The 22,484-nt window shown below is 72.5% G+C and carries 15 protein-coding genes; 8 read left to right on the forward strand and 7 right to left on the reverse strand.

Annotated features, from left to right (window positions below; translation table 11 throughout):
• Positions 1-34: 34 nt before the first annotated feature.
• From WME90_RS28040 to WME90_RS28050, 3 genes are read right to left on the reverse strand one after another with little or no spacing between them, the layout of a single operon-like run.
• Positions 35-508, reverse strand: coding sequence for an NfeD family protein (locus WME90_RS28040; protein WP_437275081.1), 474 nt, complete (start codon positions 506-508; stop codon positions 35-37).
• Complete coding sequence (locus tag WME90_RS28045; RefSeq protein ID WP_437275082.1) at positions 505-2,091, reverse strand: NfeD family protein; 1,587 nt, start codon at positions 2,089-2,091, stop codon at positions 505-507. Before WME90_RS28045 ends, WME90_RS28040 begins: the two co-directional genes overlap by 4 nt.
• 25 nt (positions 2,092-2,116) lie before the next feature.
• Complete coding sequence (locus tag WME90_RS28050) at positions 2,117-3,010, reverse strand: alpha/beta fold hydrolase (protein ID WP_437275083.1); 894 nt, start codon at positions 3,008-3,010, stop codon at positions 2,117-2,119.
• 239 nt (positions 3,011-3,249) lie between these two features.
• Between WME90_RS28050 and WME90_RS28055 the strand changes: the two genes are divergently transcribed.
• Entirely contained in the window at positions 3,250-5,343 is a 2,094-nt protein-coding gene (locus WME90_RS28055) for a hypothetical protein (RefSeq protein ID WP_437275084.1), read from the forward strand.
• A 37-nt stretch (positions 5,344-5,380) separates the two neighbouring features.
• Here WME90_RS28055 and WME90_RS28060 read toward each other — a convergent pair whose 3' ends face one another.
• Both WME90_RS28060 and WME90_RS28065 read right to left on the reverse strand, forming a co-directional pair.
• Positions 5,381-9,412 carry a serine/threonine-protein kinase gene (locus WME90_RS28060; protein WP_437275085.1) on the reverse strand — a complete coding sequence of 1,344 codons (4,032 nt, stop codon included), beginning with the start codon at positions 9,410-9,412 and terminating at the stop codon, positions 5,381-5,383.
• Positions 9,413-9,422: 10 nt separating this feature from the next.
• Positions 9,423-10,325: a hypothetical protein gene (locus tag WME90_RS28065; RefSeq protein WP_437275086.1), complete on the reverse strand. Its 903-nt coding sequence runs from the start codon at positions 10,323-10,325 to the stop codon at positions 9,423-9,425.
• Positions 10,326-10,509: 184 nt separating this feature from the next.
• Here WME90_RS28065 and WME90_RS28070 point away from each other — a divergent pair, with 184 nt between their 5' ends.
• Positions 10,510-11,916, forward strand: a complete 1,407-nt coding sequence (locus tag WME90_RS28070) for a serine/threonine protein kinase (protein ID WP_437275087.1) — start codon at positions 10,510-10,512, stop codon at positions 11,914-11,916.
• Between the two features lie 180 nt (positions 11,917-12,096).
• Here the strand turns inward: WME90_RS28070 and WME90_RS28075 are convergent, their stop codons facing one another.
• Positions 12,097-12,945, reverse strand: coding sequence for a hypothetical protein (locus tag WME90_RS28075; RefSeq protein WP_437275088.1), 849 nt, complete (start codon positions 12,943-12,945; stop codon positions 12,097-12,099).
• Between the two features lie 687 nt (positions 12,946-13,632).
• On the opposite strand from WME90_RS28075, the gene WME90_RS28080 reads away from it, so the two are divergent.
• The 5 genes from WME90_RS28080 to WME90_RS28100 all read left to right on the forward strand — a co-directional run bounded on the left by WME90_RS28080 (position 13,633) and on the right by WME90_RS28100 (position 19,314).
• On the forward strand, positions 13,633-14,460 hold the full coding sequence (locus WME90_RS28080) for a TIGR02452 family protein (RefSeq protein WP_437275089.1): 828 nt from the start codon (positions 13,633-13,635) through the stop codon (positions 14,458-14,460).
• 223 nt (positions 14,461-14,683) lie between these two features.
• Complete coding sequence (locus WME90_RS28085) at positions 14,684-16,342, forward strand: serine hydrolase domain-containing protein (protein ID WP_437275090.1); 1,659 nt, start codon at positions 14,684-14,686, stop codon at positions 16,340-16,342.
• A gap of 102 nt (positions 16,343-16,444) precedes the next feature.
• Complete coding sequence (glgC, locus tag WME90_RS28090) at positions 16,445-17,707, forward strand: glucose-1-phosphate adenylyltransferase (RefSeq protein WP_437275091.1); 1,263 nt, start codon at positions 16,445-16,447, stop codon at positions 17,705-17,707.
• Between the two features lie 185 nt (positions 17,708-17,892).
• Entirely contained in the window at positions 17,893-18,930 is a 1,038-nt protein-coding gene (locus WME90_RS28095) for an aspartate-semialdehyde dehydrogenase (RefSeq protein WP_437275092.1), read from the forward strand.
• A 9-nt stretch (positions 18,931-18,939) separates the two neighbouring features.
• The gene (locus WME90_RS28100) at positions 18,940-19,314 is read left to right on the forward strand and encodes a DUF4406 domain-containing protein (RefSeq protein ID WP_437275093.1); all 375 of its coding nucleotides are present in this window, start codon (positions 18,940-18,942) and stop codon (positions 19,312-19,314) included.
• Between the two features lie 63 nt (positions 19,315-19,377).
• On the opposite strand, the gene WME90_RS28105 is transcribed toward WME90_RS28100, so the two are convergent.
• Positions 19,378-20,385, reverse strand: coding sequence for a hypothetical protein (locus WME90_RS28105; RefSeq protein ID WP_437275094.1), 1,008 nt, complete (start codon positions 20,383-20,385; stop codon positions 19,378-19,380).
• Between the two features lie 558 nt (positions 20,386-20,943).
• Between WME90_RS28105 and WME90_RS28110 the strand changes: the two genes are divergently transcribed.
• A complete protein-coding gene (locus WME90_RS28110) occupies positions 20,944-22,383 on the forward strand; it encodes a right-handed parallel beta-helix repeat-containing protein (protein WP_437275095.1) in 1,440 nt (479 codons plus the stop codon).
• The last annotated feature ends 101 nt before the right edge of the window (positions 22,384-22,484 follow it).

Raw genomic sequence — 22,484 nt, forward strand, 5'->3', positions numbered from 1 at the left:
CCCTGTCCGTGAAGGGCCGCCTCTCCCGCGCTCCCTAGGTCTTGCGCGGCTCGACGACGACCCGGTTCCCCTCCACGCTCGCCACGCGCACCCGCGTCCCGGCCTCCACATAGAGGCCGTCGGTCACGACATCGACCGCGCGATCGTCGATCTCGACCGTGCCGGCGGGACGGAGCGGCGTGAGCGCCCTGCCCTCCTTGCCGGCCAGCGCGGCGAGCCGCGCGTCCGGGCCGCGCCCGCTCCGCTGGGTCTCGAGCAGCACCATCTTGCGGCCCACCCGCGTCCTCGGGACAGCCCAGAACAGGAGTCCCGTCGCGAAGACGCCGGCGCCCAGGGCGAGCAGGCCGTAGCCGATCCCGAGGGTCGCCCACGCGAGCGCGACCGCCCCGAGCACGGCGGCGCCGCCGAGGACCCCGACGAGGCCGACGCCGGGGATGACGAGCACCTCGATGGCGAGCAGCACGAGACCCGCCACGAGCAACGCGATGACGAGCAGCGCCGGCGTCACGCTCCGCGCTCCTCGTCCGCGCTGCCCGAGATCGCCCTCACGACCACACGGCCCCCCTCCGCGCGGATGACGCGCACGCGGGCGCCTGCCTCGATGTAACCGAGCTCCGAGAGCGCCTCCATACGGCGGCCGTCGAGCGCGACCTTGCCCGAGGGGCGCAGATCCGTCGCGGCCGTGCCGAGCTGGTCGACGAGCGACGCGAGCGCCGCCGAGCTCCCGGGAGGTCCACCGACGGCGACGCCGCGGATCGCCGTGTCCAGAACGAAGCGCCGCCCGAGGCGCGTCCTCGGCGCGACGCGGGCGGCGCCCACGGCGAGCGCCGCCGTCGCCGCGAGGGAGCCGCACACCGAGGCCAGCGCGCGCGGCAGCCAGCCGGCGTGCCAGGCGACGTCGACCGGCACGCGCTCGAGATCGAGGAGCGAGAGGAGCAGGGCGCTCGCCACACACGCGGCGCCCGCGACGCCGGGCACGATGTGCCCCGGCACGAGGAGCTCCACCGCGATGAGGAGGGCGCCGACAGCGAAGAGCGCGAGCTCCTCCCAGCCGGCGAGCTTGACGACGTGGTGTCCGAAGAAGAACAGCGCGAGGCACGAGAGCCCGACGGCGAGCGAGACGCCGTGGCCCGGCGCATAGAGCTCGAGGAGGATACCGAGCATCCCGAGCGTCATGAGGATGCCGGAGAGCGTCGGATCGGAGAGGAAACGCGCGAGCTCCTCGGCGAAGCTGGGGCGCGGACGGACGATCTCGGCGGGCGGCGGGCGGCCCAAGGCGCCGAAGAGGTCGGCCTCGCTGCCGGCCTGCACCTCGGCGACGCCCCACGCGAGCGCCTGCGCGCCGTCCAGCGTGAGCAGCTTCCCTTTCTCGTCGAGGCCGGGGACCTCCACGTCCGCGTCGACCATGGCCTCGGCGATGTCGCCGCGCCGCCCCTTCGCCTCGGCGGTCGCGCGCATCTCCTTCCGCATGTACGACACGACCTTCTCGGCGACGGGCTTCATCTCGCCGCCCTCGCCGATCTGCACGGGCGTCGCCGCGCCAAGGGTGGCGCCGGGGGCGACCGCGATGACATCGCAGGCGAGCGAGATGAGCGCTCCGGCCGAGATCGCGCGCGGGTTGACCCAGCACACCGTGCGGACGCGCGCCCGGAGCAGCGCGTCCCGGATGGCGAGCGCGGCGTCGATGCGGCCGCCGAGCGTGCTGATGTCGAGCACGAGGAGGTCGCCCTCCCCCTGGGCGGCGACGACGCGCTCCAGGAAGGGTGAGAGGCCGAGATCGATCGTCCCGGAGATCGCGACCACCGTGACCTTCCCCGCGACGGGGATCGTCGGGAGCGGCCGCGGGCCCGGCGGCGCGGGGGTGGCCGCGCCGGTCGCGGGGGCCGCCGCCTCACCGCGCGCGGGGCGGCACAGCGCCATCGTCGCGAGCAGCGCGAGGAGCGGGGTCGCGAGCCGCGCCCACCTCGCGCCCTGTGCCAGCAGGCGCCACAAACCAGTCAAGCCCCGCTCCCTGCAATGGCGGCGCGGCTCGCGCCGCGCGCCCTGCTCCCTGAGGTTCACCCCGAAGAACGCAGGACGAGGGTAGCGCAACCCGGCGCTCCACGATACCCCCTGCTCAGCCGCTGCGATCCATGAACCCTGCCACCGCGTCCGCGAACTCGGCGGGTCGCTCCACGATCCAGTTGTGGCTCCCCTTCGGGGAGACGACAAGGGTCGAGTCGGGCATCGAGCGTTGGAGGGCGAGGGCCGAGCCGAGCGGCGCGGTGAGATCGCGCGCGCCCCACGCCAGCAGCGTCCTCACGCGCACGCGCGCGGCATAGCGGCACAAATCGGCGGTCGCGGCGATCCGCAGGAGGCTCAGCGCGCTCCGCGTATGGAAGAGCAGGTTGTGGAGGAGAGCGGGCACCCCCCACGCGATGAAGCGAGGCGACCGCAGCGCGTCGGCCGCGCGCACGAGGACGATCGCCAGGACCGAGCCCGGCGGGTCGAATCCGATGGAATCCACGAGCACGAGCCCGGATATCCGCTCGGGGTACCGCGCCGCGGCGACCAGCGCCACGGCGCCAGACAGCGAGTGGCCGATCAGCGTGACGCGCTCGAGGCGCAAAGCCCGCAAGGCGCCGGCGACGCAGCGCGCATACCGCTCCAGGGTCCACGGCGCGCCGAGCCGCGAGCCGCGGCCCGAGCCGGGCAGCTCCAGGACGAGCACCCGCGCACGGCGCGCCATCGCCTCGACCGCTGGCTGGTACGGCGTGCCTCCGATCAGCATGCTGGGCAGAAGCACCGCGGGCTTGCCGGAGCCCGTCTCGGTCACATAAACGATCTCGCTCCCGACCCGGATCTCCCGCCCTCGGCCTTCCGCCCGCGCAGCCCGCCTCTCCGCGGCGCCCGTGGAAATGGGCAGGTTCTTCTCTCTTCGACCCGACCGCGGGACATACCAGCCGGCGACCGAGAGCGGGCGTCCGGCGCAGGATCCCGCCGTTCCATGTCGTCGAACACGCTTTCCCATGAAGGGCGAGCCGTTGCCGGACGTGTGCCAGCGCGGGCTGTGTCGCCGCGAATTCGCCGCGTGGATCGAATGAAAACCGGGAAGGCCGTTGAGCCTGTCGCGCGCCGCGCTAAGCTCCCCGCCACAGGCTTCGACACAGCAATCTCCAGGGTCATGGGGCCAGCAGGCATGTCGCCAGGGGCTGAGAGCCCGACGGCGCCTGCGCGGCCAACCAGGTCTTCTGGAATGACAGAGGCGATATGTTGAGGTTCCGCTCCACGTCCGGAGATCGGAAGACGGCCGAGGTCAGCGTCTCGGCGCTCTCCGTATCCGCTGCGATGTCCGTCCTCTCCCAAGGTTCATGGGGGACGGACGCGCCGCCCGCTGCGGAGGTCCAGTGGGCCTATGCGCTCGTCGCTGCGCTGGGGTATCTGCCAGCCGCGATCGAGATCGCCGCAGCGACGCTGCGGCGGACAGGCATGTCGGCCGAGGCGTATCTGCGGAAGAACGCAGCGCAGCTGGATCCCGGGGGGCCCGAGGACGAGATCGTGGGCGTGGTGCTCGGCGATGCGCTGGAGTCGCTCGGCGAGGAGGCGCGCCGGGTGGTGCATGCGCTCGCCGTGCTGCCCGCGGCGGGCGTTCCGCTGGAGGTGGTCGCGGCCGCGGTGGGGAAGCCCGCGCCTTCCGCTGCGCGGCCGCTCCAGCTGCTCGTGCATGGCCGGGTTGTGTCGCTCGATCAGGGCTCGCAGACCTTCACGACGACGCCGCTCGTGCGCGCCGTGGCCCGCGAGGACGCGGCGGTCGACGCGACGCGCTGGGATGCGCTCCACCGGGGGTCGGCGGACGCGATGCAGGCGCTCCTCTTCTGGACCGCCGCGGTCGAGGGGCGGCCGGAGGCGGCGATGCGCCGACGCGTCGCCGGCGAGCTCCTCGCGGCCCTCGACATCGCGCCGTTCCGGGATGGCGGGCGCGGCGCCGAGGTGCTGGCGCGCGTGCTCGTCGACGCCTGCACGGTGCTCGATCTCGGGCTGCCGGCCGAGGTCCAGCAGCGCTTGCTCGGCGAGGCGGCGCGCCTCTCGGGCGACGCGCTCCCCGAGCTGCGCGAGCGCGCGCTCGCGGCGCTCGAGAGCGCGCGTCGCGCCGAGCTCACGAGCAAGCGGCGGGGCACCTTCGGCACGCTCCGTGCGACGCCGGCCGCCCGCGAGCGCGGCCGACCGGGTCACCGCGACGTCCTCCGCAAGGCGGTGCGCGCGAGCGCGCAGCGAGCGGCGGCGCGGATCTCGCCGCCGGTGGATGACGAGGTCGTCCGCAGCGCAAAGGAGCTGCTCGCGCGCGGCAATCGGCACCTCGGTGAGGGCGCGCTCGAGGCCGCCGCCGCGGACTACAGCGAAGCGCTCGCTGCGTTCGAGGCGGCCGTGAGCGGGCGTGGCCAGGCGACGGCGCTCCTGCTCCGCGGCGAGGTGCACCGGCGGCAGGGGGATCTCGCGGCCGCGTCGCGCGATCACGAGCGCGCGCTGTCGCTGTTCAGGGCAACGGCCGACCGGACCGGAGAGGCGATAGGGCTGCTGGCGCGCGGCAACCTCCGGCTCGACCAGGACGAGCTGGCGGGGGCGGCGAGCGATTACGCGTACGCGCTCACGCTGCTCAGGGCCTGCCGCGATCGCCTGGGCGAGGCGAACGTGCTGAAGGCGCAGGGCGATCTGTGCTTCAGGGAGGGCGATCTCGCGGGCGCCGCGCGCGCCTACGACCGGGCGCTGTACATCCTCGAGGGCGTGGAGGAGCGCGTCCTGGGCCAGCTCCGCTCGCCCCCGCCGAGCAGCGGCGACGAGCGTCGCGGCGCGCGCGCCCGCGCCGCGCGCGAGGTGCTCCCGCAGCCCGATCTGCTCCGGGCGCTCGGGTGCGAGCAGACCCATGCGCGCACATGGCAGGCCCGCGGCGATCTGCGCCTGCGAGAGCGGCAGACGGCGCTCGCGACGCGCGACTATGGCAATGCGATCCTCCTGTACCGGGACAGCGGCGATCGCCGGGGCGAGGCCGCCGTGCTCAAGGCCCGCGGCGACCTGCGTCGCCAGAGGGGCGCGCTCCCGGGCGCGCAGCGCGACTACGAGGATGCGCTGCGGCTCCTCGAGGAGCTCGGGGACAGCGCGGGCCAGGCTGCGGTGCTCCGCGCGCGCGCCGACCTGCGCTGCGAGCGGGGCGACACCGCGGGAGCGGCGCTCGATTACACGAGGGCGCTGGCCCTGTTCGACCCGACGGGCGACCCTGCCGCTCACTCGGGCGCGAAGGGCGGCGTCACGGGCGGTTCCCACCGCGAGGACCCGCCGCGCCGCGCCGCGGCGGCTGTCCCGCGGTGAAGACGGCGCTGCGCGGGCGGCTCACCGAGCACCCGGGCTAGTTGCGCCGCTGCCGCTCGAGCCGCTCCCGCATGACGTTGGGGATCCTCCCGGCCACCTCGATCGCCCGCTCGAGGGCCGCCTCCGCCTCCGCGTGGCGGCCACGCCGCGAGAGGGCCCGCGCGCGCGCCTCGATGACCTCGATGTGCTCCTGCCCCACGAAGAACTTCGCTGGCCGCTCCTCGAGCTCGTCCCACTCTTCGGCGCTTGCATCCCGCGTCGCCAGGTCGATCATCGACCACTGCACCTCCTCCCGAGGCGCCATCTCCATGCCCTCGCGCCCCTCCGCCGCTGCCTTCGCCTGCTGGACCCGGATCGCCTCGATGATCTCGCGCGCCTTGCTCTCTTCTCCCCGGTACAGGAGCACCCTCGCCAGGAGGAGCTGCACCACCGGCCGCGCCAGCTCCCCCTGCTGATGGCGTTCCAGCGACACGGCCCGCTCCACGTGCGGCATCGCCATGTCCAGATTGCCCATCAGATAGAGGTACTCGCCGAGGTTGAACTCCCCCACGACCTCCATGGTCCAGAGCCCTAGCTCCCGCGAGATGGAGAGGAGGCGGCACAGGTCCAGGATCATCCCCTCGTTGTCACCGAGGCACGCGCGCAGCAGCGCTCGGTTGTTGATCGCCGGCCCGAGGTGCACGAGGTCGCCGCGCGCTTCACACATCCGCACCACCCGATCCAGCGCAGACCCTGCCTCGTCCAGCTTTCCGATCTCCTGATAGATGGAGCCCAGCAGGAGCAGCGACACCAGCAGCGTCTCGTATCCCTCGTCGCCGACCGCCTCGGCCTGCGCCGCCGCGACCTCGAGCAGCGGCACCGCCTCCTTGTCGCGGCTCTCGCGGTGCACCGAGCGCGCCACCCCCATCGAGAGGCGCGCCGTGAGCGCCGGCGGCAGGTTGCTCCGCGCGAGCGCGCTCGCCTGCTCCACCCGCCCCTTCGATCGCGCATAGTCGTTCATCCAGTCGAGCACCGTGGCCTCGTCGAGCAGGATCTCGATCGACTCGAGGTCATCGCCCCCCTCGACCGCCATCGCGCGCGCGCGGTCGAGATCGCCGAGCGCATCGTGGTAGCGCCCCAGCCGGTAGCGCATGAGCCCCCGACCCCGATACGCCGCCCTCCGCTGAACGCCGCGCTCCTCGACCGGCTGCGCGAGCGCGCGGCTGTAGTGGAGCTCCGCCTCCACGTAGGCGTGCCGCGCCCGCGCCCGCTCGGCCAGCTCCAGGTAGGCCTCCTCCGCGACCTCTGCGAGCCCCGCCTCGGCCGCGTGGTACGCGAGCTTGAACCGCCGCTGCTCCCGGCTCTCGTGGGTCGCCTCGCGATGGTGCTCGTATGCCGCCCGGTGGATCCGCCGCCGTTCCGCCTCGTCGATGCCCCGCGCGATCGCCTCCCGCACCAGCGCATGCCGGAAGCACAGCCGGCCCTTCGTGTGGGTGGCCAGCATGCCTGCCTCGAGCAGCCGCTCGGTCCCGACACGCGCGTCGAGCGGAAAGGCCGCGCCATGGCCGCTCCGATCCAGGTGGCTCAACACGCCCGCGATCTCGTCGATCGACACCTCGGCGCCGAGCAGCGCGACGAGCCGTGCGTGCGCCCCCAGCGCCGGCCCGAGCGCCGTGAGCTCGCCCTGCGCCAGCGGGTCGATATGCGGCAGCATCGGCAAGCGATCGAGCTCATCGGTCGCCAGGTACCACGCTTCGCCCCGCGGGTGCCGCCGCAGGATCCCCTCGCGCTTGAGCCCGTGCACGAGCTCGACGAGCAGCAGCGGCACCCCCTGCGAGCGCTCAAGCAAGCGCTCGATCGCCGGCTCCGGCACGTCGCGGGCTGGCAGGAGCAACCGCCGGCACAGCGCCCGCGCGCTCTCGGCGTCGAGCGGACCTAGCCGGATGCTCTCCCGCCGCGCGGCGCGCTCGCCCCAGGAAGGGTGCGCCTCCACGAAAGCGGAGCGCCCCATGGCGCAGATCCACAGCGGCGAGGCCGAGTCCTCGAGCGCCGCGTACTCGAGCGCCGCGAGCGTCGCGTCGTGGGCGAACTGCGCGTCGTCGAGGATCACGATCAGGGGCGAGGACACGGCGCGCCAGCGCAGGCACTCGCCCGCCGCCCGCACCCGCGCCGAGCGCAGCGCGCCCGGCGCGGACTGGAGCGCCTTGAGCTCGGGGTAGAGATCGCTGCCCGTCCGCTCGTCCACCCAGCCGAGCGCCATCGCCAGGCCCGAGCCGAGCACCTCGCCGAGCACAGGGCCGAGCTGCCCGGTGAGCGCCTCGCGGACGCCGCTCTTCGGCGGCGCGTCAGGCACGTCGAGCACCCCGCGCACGAGCTCGTGCAGCGTCGCGTCCGAGACGCCGCTCGTCGGCTCCTGCCCGCGCAGGTCGATCAGCCTGGCGTGCGGCAGGCGCGCTCTGAGCTGCTTGCCCAGCTCGACGAACAGGCGGCTCTTGCCATAACCAGGCTCGCCGACCACGGACACGATCGTGGGCTGCTTGAGGCGAAGCGCCTCCTCGGCGCTGTGCAACAGCTGGTCGAGGACGTCACGGCGGCCCACGAACGCGTCGGGGCTCGTCTGCTCGTGAGGCCTGTCGCTGGCGCCGGCCGCCGCATCGCCTTGCACGGAGGAAGACGGCGCTTCTTCCGCGAGCGCTGAGGGTGCCTCGGGGAGCGCGGCCGCCGCCGCGGGCGTGAGGAAGGGCCCCCGCGGACCGGAAGCGGACGGCCACCGCTCGGCGCGCGAGAAGAGCGGGCTGAGGAAGCGCTGCGCCCCGTCCGGTCGGCTCTGGACCGACACGGGCGCCAGGTCGATCAGCACCCGCTCGCACAGCCCTCCCCGCAGGAGCTCGTCTGCCGCCCGCTGCGCATGCCGCGCTGGGTTCGCCGCGCCTCCATAGCCAAAGACCGCCACATAACGGGAGCCCGATGCGTGCGCGAGCTCGCCGCCGAGCGCCCGGATCCGGCGCTGGACCACCATGCGATCGGCCGCGCCCTCGAAGAACAGCAGACCGGCCGCGCGTCGCTCGACGCCGCTCGCCGCGAGCGGTCCGCCTCGCTCGCTCGGCGCGGTGTCGTCCCCGAGCGCTCGCTCCAGCGCGACACGCAGCTCGGTCGCGCTCGCGAACCGCTCGCTCCGATCCTTGGCCAGGCAGCGATGCACCACATCCTCGATCGCCTGCGGCACCGCCGCGCGCGCCGACAGCCGCGGAGGCCTGCGGCTCCTGTGGTCCTCCAGCACGGCCGCGCGCGGCCCCCAGAACGGCGGCCGGCCTGCGAACAGCTCGTAGAGAATGACGCCCATCGCGTAGATGTCCGCACGCGCGTCGAGGTCCGTCCGACCAGCGGACTGCTCCGGCGCCATGTACTCCGCCGTCCCCAGCGCCAGATCGTCGTCCTCCGCCTCGTCGCGCCGCCCCACCACCCGGGCGATGCCGAAGTCGATGATCGACGCTCGCCCCGCGCCATCGACGAACAGGTTCTCGGGCTTCAGGTCGCAGTGCACGTAGCCGCGGGCATGCACGGCCTCCAGGGCTGCGAGCGTCGCGAGCCCGAGCCGCGCTGCCTCCTCTACGTGCAGCGCAGGGCGCGACGCGAGGCGCGCCGCGATCGTGGGCGCCGCGATCCGCTCGATCACCGCGTACGGGGAGCCGTCGTCCAGCGTGCCCGACGCGTACACGGCCGGCGCATGCGGGGTGCCGACCGCGGAGAGCGCCTCGATCTCGCGCTGGAGGTGGACGCCCGCGCCGCGGCGGTCGGCGCGGGCGAGCTTGATGGCCACCGGCGCGCCGCCGTCCTCGGGCTCGGCCTCGAAGACGGAGCCAAAGCCGCCCTGCCCGAGGACCCTGCGGGTCCAGTAGCCGGCGAACCGCGGCAGCGCGACGGGGACCGCCTCGGTGATGTCCGGCGCGCTCGAGTCGTCGGGCAACGGCCGATCAGACTGCGCGCACTCGGGGCACGAGCCCCGGTTCCGCCGACCGCATGCCGGGCAGCGCGCGGCTTCCTGGAGCGCGCCGCCCGGCTCCTCGCCTCGCAAGGCTTCCGAACGCATCCACTCCCCCCTACGGGGTCAAGAACGACGTGACAACCTGATCCGTGCGCACGAATGGCCAGATCGATGGATCCTCGAGGCACCCCCGGTAGAACCCCTTGACCGCGTCCACCCCGTTGCACAGCGTATCACATGAGCCTAGGATCACGATAGGACCACACCCCTGGGTGGTCGTGGCGCCGGTCGCGGGGTCAACGCTGACGTGACCGGCCGCGCACTCACGCAGCGCTTGGCGCGCGCGGGTGACGCCAGCTGGCGAGTAGCAGGCGCGCACATAGGGCGTCGAGGCAAAAATGTTTCCCCAGAACGCGCCCTCCCTCACGCTATAGGTCGAGATCTCCGACGCTGTCGAATCCATCGAGGGTTCCGTGTTGCGCAGGGAGACCATCACCGAGGTGCCGTACCAGTTCGTCCGCGCGGCGAGGCAGGCCGTGACGTGACGCTGTGGGAATTGATCATTGGAGATAGGTCCATACGCCCACCAGTGCGCGATCCCGAGCTCGCCGTGATACACTTCCGGGTGAACGACCCCGCCGCTGTCGGTCCACGAGAACGAGAACGACTGGTCCGGGCGGAGCGCGCAGCTCACGACGTAGCGCACAACCTCCCTCGCCAGGGTGCCGTTCGGTCCCGGGTCCTTGATGGCCGAACGAGCGTTCGGATCCAGATAGTTCGGCTGCAGCGCGCCCATCGGCAACCCGTTCAGCCGCAGCGAGTTCAGCCGCAGCGAGTTCGCGCCCAGCGAATTCAATAAGGCACCGTTGACACTGGTGATCTCACTGTCGGCTTCTCCAACGAGCTCCTCTTCTCCGCCGAGCTCCTCCGCCTGCTCGTCGAGCTCGGCGCCGATGCAGGCAGCGGTAAGCAGAGGTAATGCGAAGACCGCAACACGTCGTGCACAGCAAAGAACCATGACGGTCCCCCTTTTCATCGCCGCGATTTGGCGTTTAAGGTCGAGTAGCCGCAAAGTTTAAGTTACCATTTCGAAATGCTTCTGCATAGCGCTTTAGTAAAGGTTGCGTTCGATCGGGAGAACACGTTGACGGCAGGGCTGTAACGCACCGCGACGCATCGCGACGCACGGCGCGGAGGGGCAGATGAGCGACGAAGAGGACGAGACCAGGCCGTTTTCGGACTTCGAGAGGTCGGCCGCGCGCGGCGAGTTCCCGCCGGGTACCCTGGCGGGCGAGTACATCCTCGAAGGATTCATCGCGCGTGGCGGCTGCGGAGTGGTCTACGGGGCGAGGCACGTCCGATCGGGCAGACCCGCCGCGGTCAAGGTGCTGAGCGAGGCGGTAGCCCACTCTCGCCGCGTGGTCGATCGGTTCGCGCGCGAGATCGAGGTGCTGCGGTCGATATCCCACCCCAACATCGTGGAAATCTACGGAGTAGGTGAGCTGAACAACTATCAGCCGTTCTATGTCATGGAGCGCCTCGAAGGCCAGACGCTCGACGCGCTGATCCGATCCGAGACGCGCCTCACGCCGCGTGAGACGCTGGAGTTGATGGAGCCTGTGTGTGCTGCATTAGCATCCGCGCACACAGCGGGCATCGTTCACCGGGATGTGAAGGCGAGCAACATCTTCATCTGCTCGGGCCCGCCGCGTACCGTGAAACTGCTGGATTTCGGCATTGCGAAGATGATGGCGCCCGAGGAGGGGTCGACCTGGCTCACCACCGCCGGACGTATGCCCGGGACGCCATCCATCATGGCCCCAGAGCAGATACTCGGCGGTCCCATCGATGCACGGGTGGACGTCTATGCGCTCGGCGTCCTCCTTCATCGCATGCTGGTGGGCCGGTTGCCGTTCCACACACACGACATGGATGAGATGGTGCGGAAGCACTTGGAGGAGCCGCCGCTGCCCCCGAGCCTGCGGGTCCCGCTGCCCATCGAGGTCGACGCGGTGGTGCTGCGGTGCATGGAGAAGCGGCGGGAGCGGCGCTTCGGCTCGGTCGAGGAGCTGATGCGCGCCCTCAGGGAGGCCATCGGCGGGCCCGCGTCGGGCCTGCAGAGCGTGCCCGACCCGACGCACCCTGCGGTGGCGGTCTATCTGGAGGTCCGGACGCGCGGCGACGCCGGCGAGCTCGACGACGCGCTGACCTTCGACATCGGTCGGGTGCTCGACATCGCCGAGTCGCAGCTCTCGCGGGCGGGGTTCATCCTGGCGTCGATCACCGGCAACGAGGTGCTCGGCGTGCGCATCCTCACGGGAAACGCGGACGAGGAGCTACAGGAAAGGCGCGCGGCGCTCGAGCTCGCGACCGCCGTACACCGGGCGCTGGCCCAGCGGCCGGAAGCGGACCCGCGCCTGCACGTCAACGTGTGCGTACACGCGGACGACGTGCAGGCGCGCCTGTCGCCGCAGCCCGAGATCACCGGGGGCTCGCTGATGTGCGCGGGGCACTGGGCGCCGGCCGACGACGTCCAGGGGGTGTTCGCGACGCCGAGCGCGATCGCGGGCCTGCCCGACGACGAGCCGACGCCCGCGCGCCGCTCGTAGCCGTGAGCCCAGGTGGCGCGCGTGCCGGTCGCGGCCACCTCGGCCGAGGTTCGCTGGACGCTGAGCTCGACCTCGTCCACGGCGCGCCATGATCTCACGCGCGGCGCGCCCGCGCCATGGTCCCTCGGGCTCCCCGCGCTTGCGCGGGCGCGGCGCGCCGCACGCGCCGCGGCGCTGAGCTCACCGGCAGGGCGGACCGTACAGGGCCGCGGCGCCGCGCGCGTCGTCGTCCGTCAGGTCGAGGTCGCCCCAGTTCGTGCCGTTGCACCACGGATAGTGCATCACCGAGCCCGCGTCGTACGGCCTCAGGGCGCGCCATCCGTCGTCCTCGAAGCACGCGCCCGACTCGGGCCGCGTGTGCTCGTGCCGGAAGCCGAGCGCGTGGCCGAGCTCGTGCCGCAGGACGCCCGTGAGCGTCCAGAGATCGAGCGGGCCGAGGGCGGTCGAGTCGATGAGGAGATTGCGCGCGCGGCGCGAGCTGTCGGGGAAGAACGCGCGCGCGTAGTAAGGCTGCCCGTTCACCGGGCGCACGTCGAAGACGACCCGCTTGTTCCGCGCATCACACGCGGCGTCCTGGTCCGCGCGGTGAACGAAGCGGACGTTCGCGACCCCCTCCCAGGCCGCGGCGGCGCTCCCCAGCGCGGAGACCACCGCGCCATGATCCTCGCCGAACGCCTCGCTCACGCAGTAGCTCAGCTTCAGCTTCTCCTTGTCGCTCCACCTCACGTCCCTGCCATGGTCCTGGTCGACGACGAGCGCGCCGCGCTGGACGTGGCGCTCATAGAAGCGCTCGAGCCCGTCGAGGCTCTCGATGGGAATGTCGCCATCGACGATGTAAATACCGCTGTCCGGCTCCCGATAGGTGCGAGCCACGAGCTCGTCGAAGCTCACCTCCGTATCACCGACCTCCTCGGAGATCTCCCCTCCGGCCGGCGCGCCGGCGGCGCACCCGACCGGCGCGAGCGATAAGACGACGAGACAAAGAGTTCCAAGAAGGAGACGAGACTCCAGAGACGGATGACTCATCATATGAATACCTCTCGTTCATGCCTGTCCCTCTCGGGTCGGGCGAGGGCGCGCAGCGCCGCAGTGAGCTCCGCCGGGCGGCAGAGGCTCCCACGGCGGCTCCGGACGACTCGACTGCTGGCCTTGATGCGGATGGTGTCCGGGTTCGACGTCGGTTATTGGCAAGCGACGTGCCGCACGGGCGATGGCGTGACTTTGCCGTCCAACGGTCGATCAGGCAGCAATGGAGTCTGCGCGTGGCAGCGGGAGCTTGCGCACCGGTGCAAGGCCTTGCGCATCGAGGCCGACGCGGAGCGCGCAGCGCGCTCCGCCGCGCCGGGCTCGAGGGGTCGCATCGACCGGTGCGTCGTCCTGCGTTCGCGCTGGGTGGATCGCGCAGGCCGCGGCGTCGCCCGAGTCGCCGACCGCCAGGTACCGCGTCCCGAGCGCGTTCGCCGTCCTCGCGCTGGCCAGCGTTCCTGCGCTCGCCCTCCCCCGCGCTGCTCGCCGACGAGCGGATCCATCTGGTCGCGCGCGACGGGCAGTGGGCGCTATTCGCCGTCCGCCGCTGACGCGGCGCCGGAGCGCGGGGGTGGCGCGCGGAGGAAATCGCCGGCTCGCCTGCGCCTCCATCGGCGTGACGCCGCGCTCCGCCGCCGCGGGGGCGCGTTTCGCTGGACGAGCGGCCGCGGCTCGCCAATCCTTGTGCGCATGAAGCTGACCAGCATCGCCGCCGAGACCGTGCAGGTTGCGAGTCGGGGCGAGTACATCGCGCCCTCGGGCGCGACGGTCCGTATCCGCGACCGCGTGCTCGGCGCGGTGAAGGGGACCGTGCTTTACCGGCCCGGCTCACTCGACGCCTGGGAGCCGAAGGAGCGCCTCGATCGGCCGGCGGTGATCGAGGTCACGGGCGAGACCACGGGGGCGGCGGGGCGGCGGCTCGTCGAGCAGGAGGGCGAGGCCCGCGTCATGGCCCTCAACTTCGCGTCCGCCAAGAACCCCGGGGGCGGGTTCCTGCGCGGAGCCAAGGCCCAGGAGGAGGACCTCGCCAGGTGCTCCGCGCTGTACGCGTGCCTGGTCGAACAGCGCGACTACTACGACCAGAACCGCGCCTGCGGGAGCTTCATCTATACCGACCACCTCATCTACTCGCCGGACGTGCCGTTCTTCCGCGACGAGCAGCACGCCCTCCTGGACCGGCCGTTCGCGCTGTCGATCATCACCGCGCCGGCGCCGAACGCGGGGGAGGCATTTCAGCGCGACGACGCCACGGACCAGGAGATCCGCGCCGCCCTGGAGCGCCGCGCGGACATGGTGCTCGCGGCCGCGGGCGCGCACGGGCACCGGTGCCTCGTCCTCGGGGCGTGGGGGTGCGGCGTCTTCCGCAACGATCCGCGCGAGGTCGCCGACGTCTTCGCCAGGTGTCTCGAGGGCCCGCGCTTCCGCGGCGTGTTCTCGCGCGTCGTGTTCGCGGTGTACGACCGGGGCGACGATCGGCCGAACTACAAGGCCTTCGTCGAGCGGTTCGCGCGGGCGTAGGCGCGCACGGCCGCCGGCGCCGGCGATGCCGCGTGCCGCGCGCCGCGCGCCGCCACGGCATCACGGGTGGCGCGCGCGGATCACACGGTGGGAGCCCCGCGCGACCTGCGCAGAGGTCGCGCTCCCCGCCTACCTCCACCGAGAAAATCGAGAGCGCCCCCCGCCGCCCGGTCCATTTCGAATTGTCGGGTCGCGATCGAAGAGCGAGAGTCGTGGCTCCGACTTGAGGACGATCGACGACAGGCTCGCCGCGCTCCTCGCCGCGGCCGTCTTCTCCGCATCGCCCCCGCTCCTCTGCGGGTGCACGCAGGCCGCGCCCGCACCGCGGGCCCTCGGGCAGGTGGCCGCGGCGCCGCTCGGCCAGCGCTTCGCCAGCGAGCCCGCGCCGACGCCGAGCTTCCCCGATCCGGAGCGCGGGCTGAAGCTGCGCGCGGCGGCGGCCGACGTGCAGGCGATCGCGCAGCGCGGCGCGGAGAGGGAGCGCCTGCCGGCGCTCGCGCTCGGCGTCGTCATCGACGAGGGGCTCGCGATCCGGGCGCTGCTCGGCGTGCGGGACGTCGCGGCGGGCGGGGCGGTCGACGAGCACACGCGCTTCCGCATCGGCTCCGTCACGAAGCCGCTGACCGCGGCGGCGATACTGCGGCTCCGCGACGAAGGGCGGCTGTCGATCGACGCCCCGGCGGCGCGCTACCTGCCCGCGCTCGCCGGCGTCGTGTACCCGACGCGCGACGCGCGGCAGATCACGGTCCGCGACCTGCTCACGCACAGCTCCGGCCTGCCAAGGCTCGGCGTGTTCTCCCCCGCCTCGACGTCGCGCGACGTCACCGAGCGGGAGATCCTGGCCACGCTCGACGGCTTCGGGCTCGAGAGCGCGCCGGGCACCGAGACGTCCTACTCGAACCTCGGCTACTCGCTGCTCGGGCTGCTCATCGCGCGCACCGCCGGCGCGCCGTACAGGCGCTACATGAGCGACGCGCTGCTCGGTCCGCTCGGCATGCGCGACGCCGCCTGGGACGCGTCCCAGGTGCCGCCCGGCGCGCTCGCGTCGCCGCACGCGCGCGGCGAGGGCGGCGCCGTGACGCCGATCCAGCCCTGGCGGCTCGGGGACTCCGAGGCCACCGCGGGCCTCTACGCCAGCCTCGCCGACATGGGTCGCTTCGTCGGGTTCCAGCTCGCCGCCTGGCCCGCGCGCGACGCGCCCGAGACGGGCGCCCTGCGGCGGAGCACCGTGCGCGAGTCGCACATGATGGCGCGCAACGGCTCGGCGTTCGCGGCCGCCGGCGACGACGGCGGCCCCGGGCTCGGCTGGCACGTGCGCGAGGACTGCGACCTCGGCCACGTGGTCTTCCACAACGGCCTGATCGACGGATACTCCGCGTCGGTGGTGCTCCTCCCGCAGCGGGGCGTCGGCATCGTCGCGCTCACCAACGTGGCCGGGGCCGATCTCGAGTCGCTCAACGCGGAGGTGCTCGGCCGGCTCGCGGCGACCGGCGCCATGGTGGCGCGCGTCGTCCCACCCTCCCCGCCCGTGCGCCGCGCGGCCGAGGCGGTCGCGTCGGTCATCGGCCGCGCGCGCACCGAGGCGCTCGATCGCAGGCTCCGGCCTGGCTGGTTCCCGGAGGCTCACCTCGCGTCGCTGCGAAGGACGCTGCGCGACGCCGGCGCGCGTGTGGGGGCATGCGCGCTCGACGGCTCCTCCACGGTCGAGAGCGCCACGTCGGCGCGCTTCGGCCTGCGCTGCGAGCGCGGCGCGCTCTCGGTGACCGTGCGTGTGGACACCTCGCCGGACCCGCGGATCACCTCGCTCAGCGTGGACGAGCAGACGGGGGCGATCGCCCGGGAAGGCCCCCGCCCGAGCGATCGCCCGGCGCGCTGCCGCTGAGCTCATTCTGCGGCCCCGGTCGCCGCGCCACACCTGCTAGTGTAGCCGCCGCCCAACTCGTCCCGGGCGTCGAACCGTCCCCCTCACATCGCGGAGATCCGCTTGAAGCACAACGACGTGGTGGTTTTGATCCTCGGCGGAGGCGTAGGAAGCCGCCTCTACCCGCTCACCAAGCTGCGCTCGAAGCCAGCCGTCCCGACCGGCGGCAAGTACCGGCTGGTCGACATCCCGATCAGCAACTGCCTCAACTCGGGCTTCAACCGCATCCACATCCTCACGCAGTTCAACTCGGTCTCGCTCCACAACCACATCACGCAGACGTATCGATTCGACGTCTTCTCCGCGGGCGCGGTGCAGATCCTCGCCGCCGAGCAGACGCCGACCCACAGCGACTGGTACCAGGGCACCGCCGACGCGGTCCGCAAGCAGCTCGTGGAGGTCAAGTCGCCGAACCCGCGGGACGTCATGATCCTCTCGGGCGATCACCTCTACCGCATGGACTACGAGCCCTTCCTCGAGCACCACCGCGAGACCCGGGCCGACGTCACGCTCGCCGTTCGCCCCGTCCCGACGGCCGAGGTGTCGCGCCTCGGCATCGTGGACACCGACGACACCGGGCGGGTGGTCAAGTTCGTCGAGAAGCCGAAGGACATGAAGCTGCTCGACAACGTGCGGCAGCTGCCCGATCCGGCGAACCCGTGGCTGGCCTCGATGGGCGTCTACATCTTCAGCGCGAAGGCGCTCTACGAGATGCTCGAGCGAGACAACGCCTCCGACTTCGGCAGCCACATCCTCCCCCGGGCGCTCGACACCCACCGGATGATGACCTACACGTTCGACGGGTACTGGGAGGACATCGGCACGATCCGCAGCTACTACGAGGCCAGCCTCGCGCTCACCGACTCCGATCCTCCGTTCTCGTTCTACGACCCGCAGCGGCCGATCTACACCCGCCCGCAGTTCTTCCCCCCGGCCCACGTCACGGCCGGCTCGGTCCTCGACCAGGTGCTCCTCGCCGAGGGGAGCCGGATCATCGAGTCGAAGATCTCCCGGTCGGTCGTCGGGCAACTCTCCTCGATCGGGCCCCACGTCAGCATGTCGAACACGGTCATGATGGGCGCCGACTACGAGTCCCTGTTCCAGGCCCACGGCCCCGAGAGCACGCGGGGTCTCCCGCCCATCGGCATCGGCCGGGGGTGCACGATCGACGGCGCGATCATCGACAAGAACGCGCGCATCGGCGATGGGGTGGTCATCCGCAACATCCCCGACCGGCCGGACACCGACGCCCCGTACTACGCGGCCCGGGAGGGCATCGTGGTCGTCCCGAAGAACGCCGTCGTCCCGCCGGGCACGGTCATCTGAGCGCGGCGCGCCCCGAAGCCGCCGCCGCGGGGGCGGCGGCCGGGCGCGCGGGCGGAGGTGACGCGCCGCGCGGGGAGCGCGGGAAGCGCGGGAAGCGCGGGAAGCGTCGGAAGGTAGAACGTCGCTGCGGCGCCCACCCACTCGCCCCTCGTCGGCAGGGCCCCAGTCTGGTAAAGAGCGCCCTTATGCGAATCTGCATCCTCGGCGCCACGGGCCTTGTCGGCCGCGAAACCATCACCCTCATCGCGCGGGCCTGGCCCAGCGCGACGCTCGCGCTGTTCGCGAGCCGGGACCAGGAGCTCACCCTCGACGGCAAGTCGTACGAGGTGCTCGGCGCGTCGCGCCTCGAGGCGCAGGACGCCCCCCGCGGTGACCTCGCGTTCGTGGCCCTGGATGACGATCACAGCAAGCGGTACGTCCCGCGGCTCGTGGAGCTCGGGTACCGCGTGATCGACAAGAGCAACACCTACCGCGCCGATCCGAAGGTGCCGCTCGTCGTCGCCGGGGTGAACTCCAGCATCGTCGACGACTCGGTCCAGCTCGTGGCCAATCCGAACTGCACGACCATCCCGCTGATGCTCGCGCTCTCGCCCCTGCGCCGGGAGTTCGGGCTGAGCGCGGTCACGGTGAGCACCTACCAGGCGGTCAGCGGCGCCGGCATCGCCGCGCTGGACGCGTTCCTCGCCGACGCGCGCGACGGCTTCCAGGCCCTCGATCGGCTGGGCCAGCCGTTCAAGCCGTCGGGCTACGCCGCCAACACCGTCCCGCACAACGGCGGCACCGACGAGAGCGGCTTCTCCTCGGAAGAGCGGAAGCTCATCTTCGAGAGCCGCAAGATCCTGAGCATGCCGGAGCTCGGCGTCTCCGCGCAGTGCTGCCGGGTCGGCGTCGCGGTGGGCCACTACGAGAACGCGTGGGTCACCTTCGATCGCCCGGTCGACCTCGATCGGGTCGCGAGCATCCTGGGCGATCCGGCGCTGTCGCCCTTCGTGAAGCACCTCCCCGGCGCCGCCGGCGAGGGCCTGAGCGCGCTCCACTGCGTGCAGGACCGAGACCTCGCGCTTGTGGGTCGCATCCGCCCCGATCCCCGGGATCGCGACCGGAAGAGCGTGTGCATTACCGTGGTCGGGGACAACCTTCGGCTCGGCGCGGCCACCAACGCGGTCCGCATCGCGACGCGCTGGTTCCCGAGCGCCGATCGCGACCTGCAAGCCCCGGCGTGACGGCAGACGATGCAGCCCGCCCAGCCCCTCATGATCCTCGTCGCCGGGCCCTATCGCTCCGGCACAGGGGATGATCCCGCCCTGATCGCGGCCAACGTTCGCGCGATGAACGACATGGCCGTGCGCCTGTTCCGGGCCGGCCACCTCCCCGTCCTCGGGGAATGGTTCGCGCTGCCGCTCATCGAGCACGCCGGGTCGCGGCAGATCGGGGACGAGATCTGGAACGAGATCTTCCACCCCGTCGCCCGCCGGCTCGTCGCGCGCTGCGACGCTTGTCTGCGGATCGGCGGCCCCTCGAAGGGCGCCGACGAGATGGTCGAGCTGTCCCGCTCCATGGGGAAGCAGATCTTCTTTAGCTTCGACGAAGTGCCCGGCTGCGGCTAGCCGCGGCCACCCCACGAGAGACGCGCGAGGCGCCGCGGCGGCGCGGTCCCTTCACGGCTCGGGTCATGGCTCGGGCCCCGGCCAGCCTGCGCCGACGGGGAGCGCCTGCACGTCGGGGAAGACCATGTAAATACGCTTTCCATCCCACGTCTGCCGGTGGGGCGGTGAAGGCGCGGCCGCGGCGACGCTCGCGCGCACCGCGCGCCCGAGCGCGGCTGCGCCGTCGAGCGCCTGGCTGAGCGCCGCGAGCGCCTGCGCGAGCTCGGGGAGCGACGCCTCGCCCGACGTGCCGCGCGCGACGAGGGCGTCGACCTCGCGGCTGCGCACCCCGAAGTCCGACGGCAGCGGATGAGCGGGCTGCGCCGTGACCGCGGCGTGGAGGAACTGGCGCTTCGCCACGCCGCCCGCCTCACCGAAGCCCGCGACGAGCTCGAAGAGCGCCGACGCGACGCCGAGGCCTGGCTCCACGTCCTTGGGGTCGTGGGGCTGGGAGGCCCTGATTCCCAGATCGTCGAGGTACTCGAGCCCCGTCGTGCTCGGCGCGGCCGAGCGCTCCGTCTCGGGGAGGGGCGGCGCGACCCGCACCTCGCCGCTCTCGAAGACGATGACGCGCGCGTACGTGAAGCGCGCGTGCGGCACGGCGAGCCGCACGCGCGCGAGCTGCGCCGCGACCTCCGCCGCGGCGCCGATCTCGAAGCGCGAGCCCGGAAGGTAGCGCGCGATGCCCGCCAGCGTCATCCCCGCGGCGTCGGGCCAGGGGCACACGGCGACGTGCCGCGGGACGGCCTCCGCGTCGCCCGGCGCGCACACGCGCTCCAGCCCGAACGAGGCGGGGGCGAGGAGCGGCGGCCGCTGGCCCTCCATCCGCCGCAGATCGCCGAACAGCCAGGCGCGGTTCTCCCCGTGGTGCTCGGGCGCGAGCATCCGCGCGCCGACGAGCAGCGCGACGGTGCCCCCGGCGCGCGCGAGCCACGCCTCGGGCACGGAGAGGTGCTCGTACAGGAAGGCCTCGACGATGAGCTGCCACTCGCGGGGCGGCTCGGGAGGCAGGGGAGCGGCGGTTCGGTACATGGCGGGTGCGGGGCTTCGGAGAGCAGCGCGCTCGGCGCCGGATCCACGCGCGAGACGGGCGAGCTCGTGAGGAAGCGTAGCCAAGCCGGGACCGCCGCGGAACACGGCAGTGCGCCGCTGCCGCCGATCGGCGTGCGCGCCGCCGATCCGCCCGGAGCGCGGTGGGGCAGCTCTCGTCGCACCGGCGGAGAGCACGGAATACAGGCATGTCGCCAGGTGAGCTGAGGAGACGAGCGCGAGGGTGGGTAATCGGCCCGGACAGAGGAATCCTTCCCAGGGCGGCACACCGGCAAGACGATAGGCCGCTTGATGCGCCGCAGTGGATCGCCCCCTTCGAGCATCGAGCCGTCGAGGCATAGCGCTGCAATCGTGCGCTCGCAGGCGAACACATCGTCGCTGGTCGAGAGCCGTGATTGGTTTTGCCCCCACGCCGACACCCTCCCGGCGACGGCGGTCTGTCATCGCTCGACGCTGCCCCTCAGGGGCCCGCGCCCCGAGCTGCGGGGCGAGCGTGGACCAGGGGCCGCCAGGTCTCTCCCTCACGTTTCGGAGCTTAGGATGAAGACTCGAATACGCACCATCTCAGCGATTCCCGCGACCCTCATCGGGTTGCTCGTGGTCGCGGCCTGCGGATCGGACGCCGACAGCGACCATGACGGCAGCGGCGGCGGGTCGGCGACCGGGGGCACGCCCGCGAGCGGTGGCCCGGGCGTGGGCGGCGGCGTCACGAGCGGCGGGACGTCGGGCGCCGGCGCGGCTGGCTCGGGAGGCTCAGCCGCCACGAGCGGCACCGGCGCTGGAGGCGCGGACCCCGGTACGGCGAGCACCGGCGGGGACGCGGGCGGCGGCGCAGGCTCCGGCGCGGCCGGCACCGGAGGAAACGGCGCCGGAGGGGCGGGAACGGGCGGCGGCGGCGGCGGCGACGCGGCGTATCCGTGCGACGGAGACACGAGCGGCTACAACGCCGTGGTGACCCGCTCCGGCTCCGACTGGAGCGCGCGGAACGGCGCTCGCAACGTCTACAGCGGCGGCGACATGCGGGCCGCGATGCAAGCCGCGCTCGACAGCTTGAGCTCCGGCCGCACCAGCAAGGAGAGCGTCCTCGTCCAGGGCTCGGGGACCGTCGCCGCGAGCTCGCGGCTGAACGTGCCCAGCTACACCGTGCTCAACGTCTGCGGCACGATCGACGTCACCGGCGGCGGCTCCGGCGACAATGCGCCCATCTACGCGCGCGGCCGGACCGACATCGAGATCCCGAACGTCACGATCAGCGGCACCCCGCTCTACGCCATGTTCTTCCGCGACGTCGAGAACCTGCGCCTCGGCCACGTCGAGCTGCGCGTCTCGAGCGGCCTCGGCGTCCGCATCGACAACCATGGGCGCTCGGACCGCGCCAACAAGGTGAAGAACATCGAGATCGACCATGTCTACGCCGAGGGGACCAGCTCTCACGGCGTCGAGACCTACGGGGTCGACGACATCCGCATCGGCACCGTCATCGCGCGCGACACCGGGGAGTGCGGCCTGCTCCTCAACGACACGACAAACGCCGAGGTCGGGACGGTCGACGCCGTGAACGCGGGCGCTGGCACCGGCTACGCCGCGTTCCGCCTCGCCAACCGCGCGGGGCGCATCGGCAGCGGCTACCCGACCAACATCCACGTTGGCCAGGTCATCGCCCGCGGCGGCGGGCGCGGGATCTTCTGCGTGTCCGAGAGCGGGGGCGTCACGATCGACCGCATCGATCTCGCCGACACGGGCAACAACTCGATCCTCCTCGAGAACTGCCACAACGTGAACATCGCCGCCGAGTCCGGGACCGTCGACGGCGGCGGCGACATCCGGCTCGCCGCACGCACCGAGTTCCCGAACTCCTCGGACATCACGATCCAGAACCTCACGATCACGGACACGGCCGTCAACGAGAACCCCTGCGCCGAGAACAGCACCTTCCGCGACCTCACGCTGGTGAACGCGCGCGACAACAGCTGCGATTGACCCACGACCCGGGCCAACCCCGCCGTGGCGCGCTGGGGTCACCGAGCCGAGGTCACAAAAGAGAACCGCCCGCAGGTCCAGGCCTGCGGGCGGTCTTCCAG

This window comes from Sorangium sp. So ce375, assembly GCF_051473855.1.
In the GTDB taxonomy this organism is placed as follows: domain Bacteria; phylum Myxococcota_A; class Polyangia; order Polyangiales; family Polyangiaceae; genus Sorangium.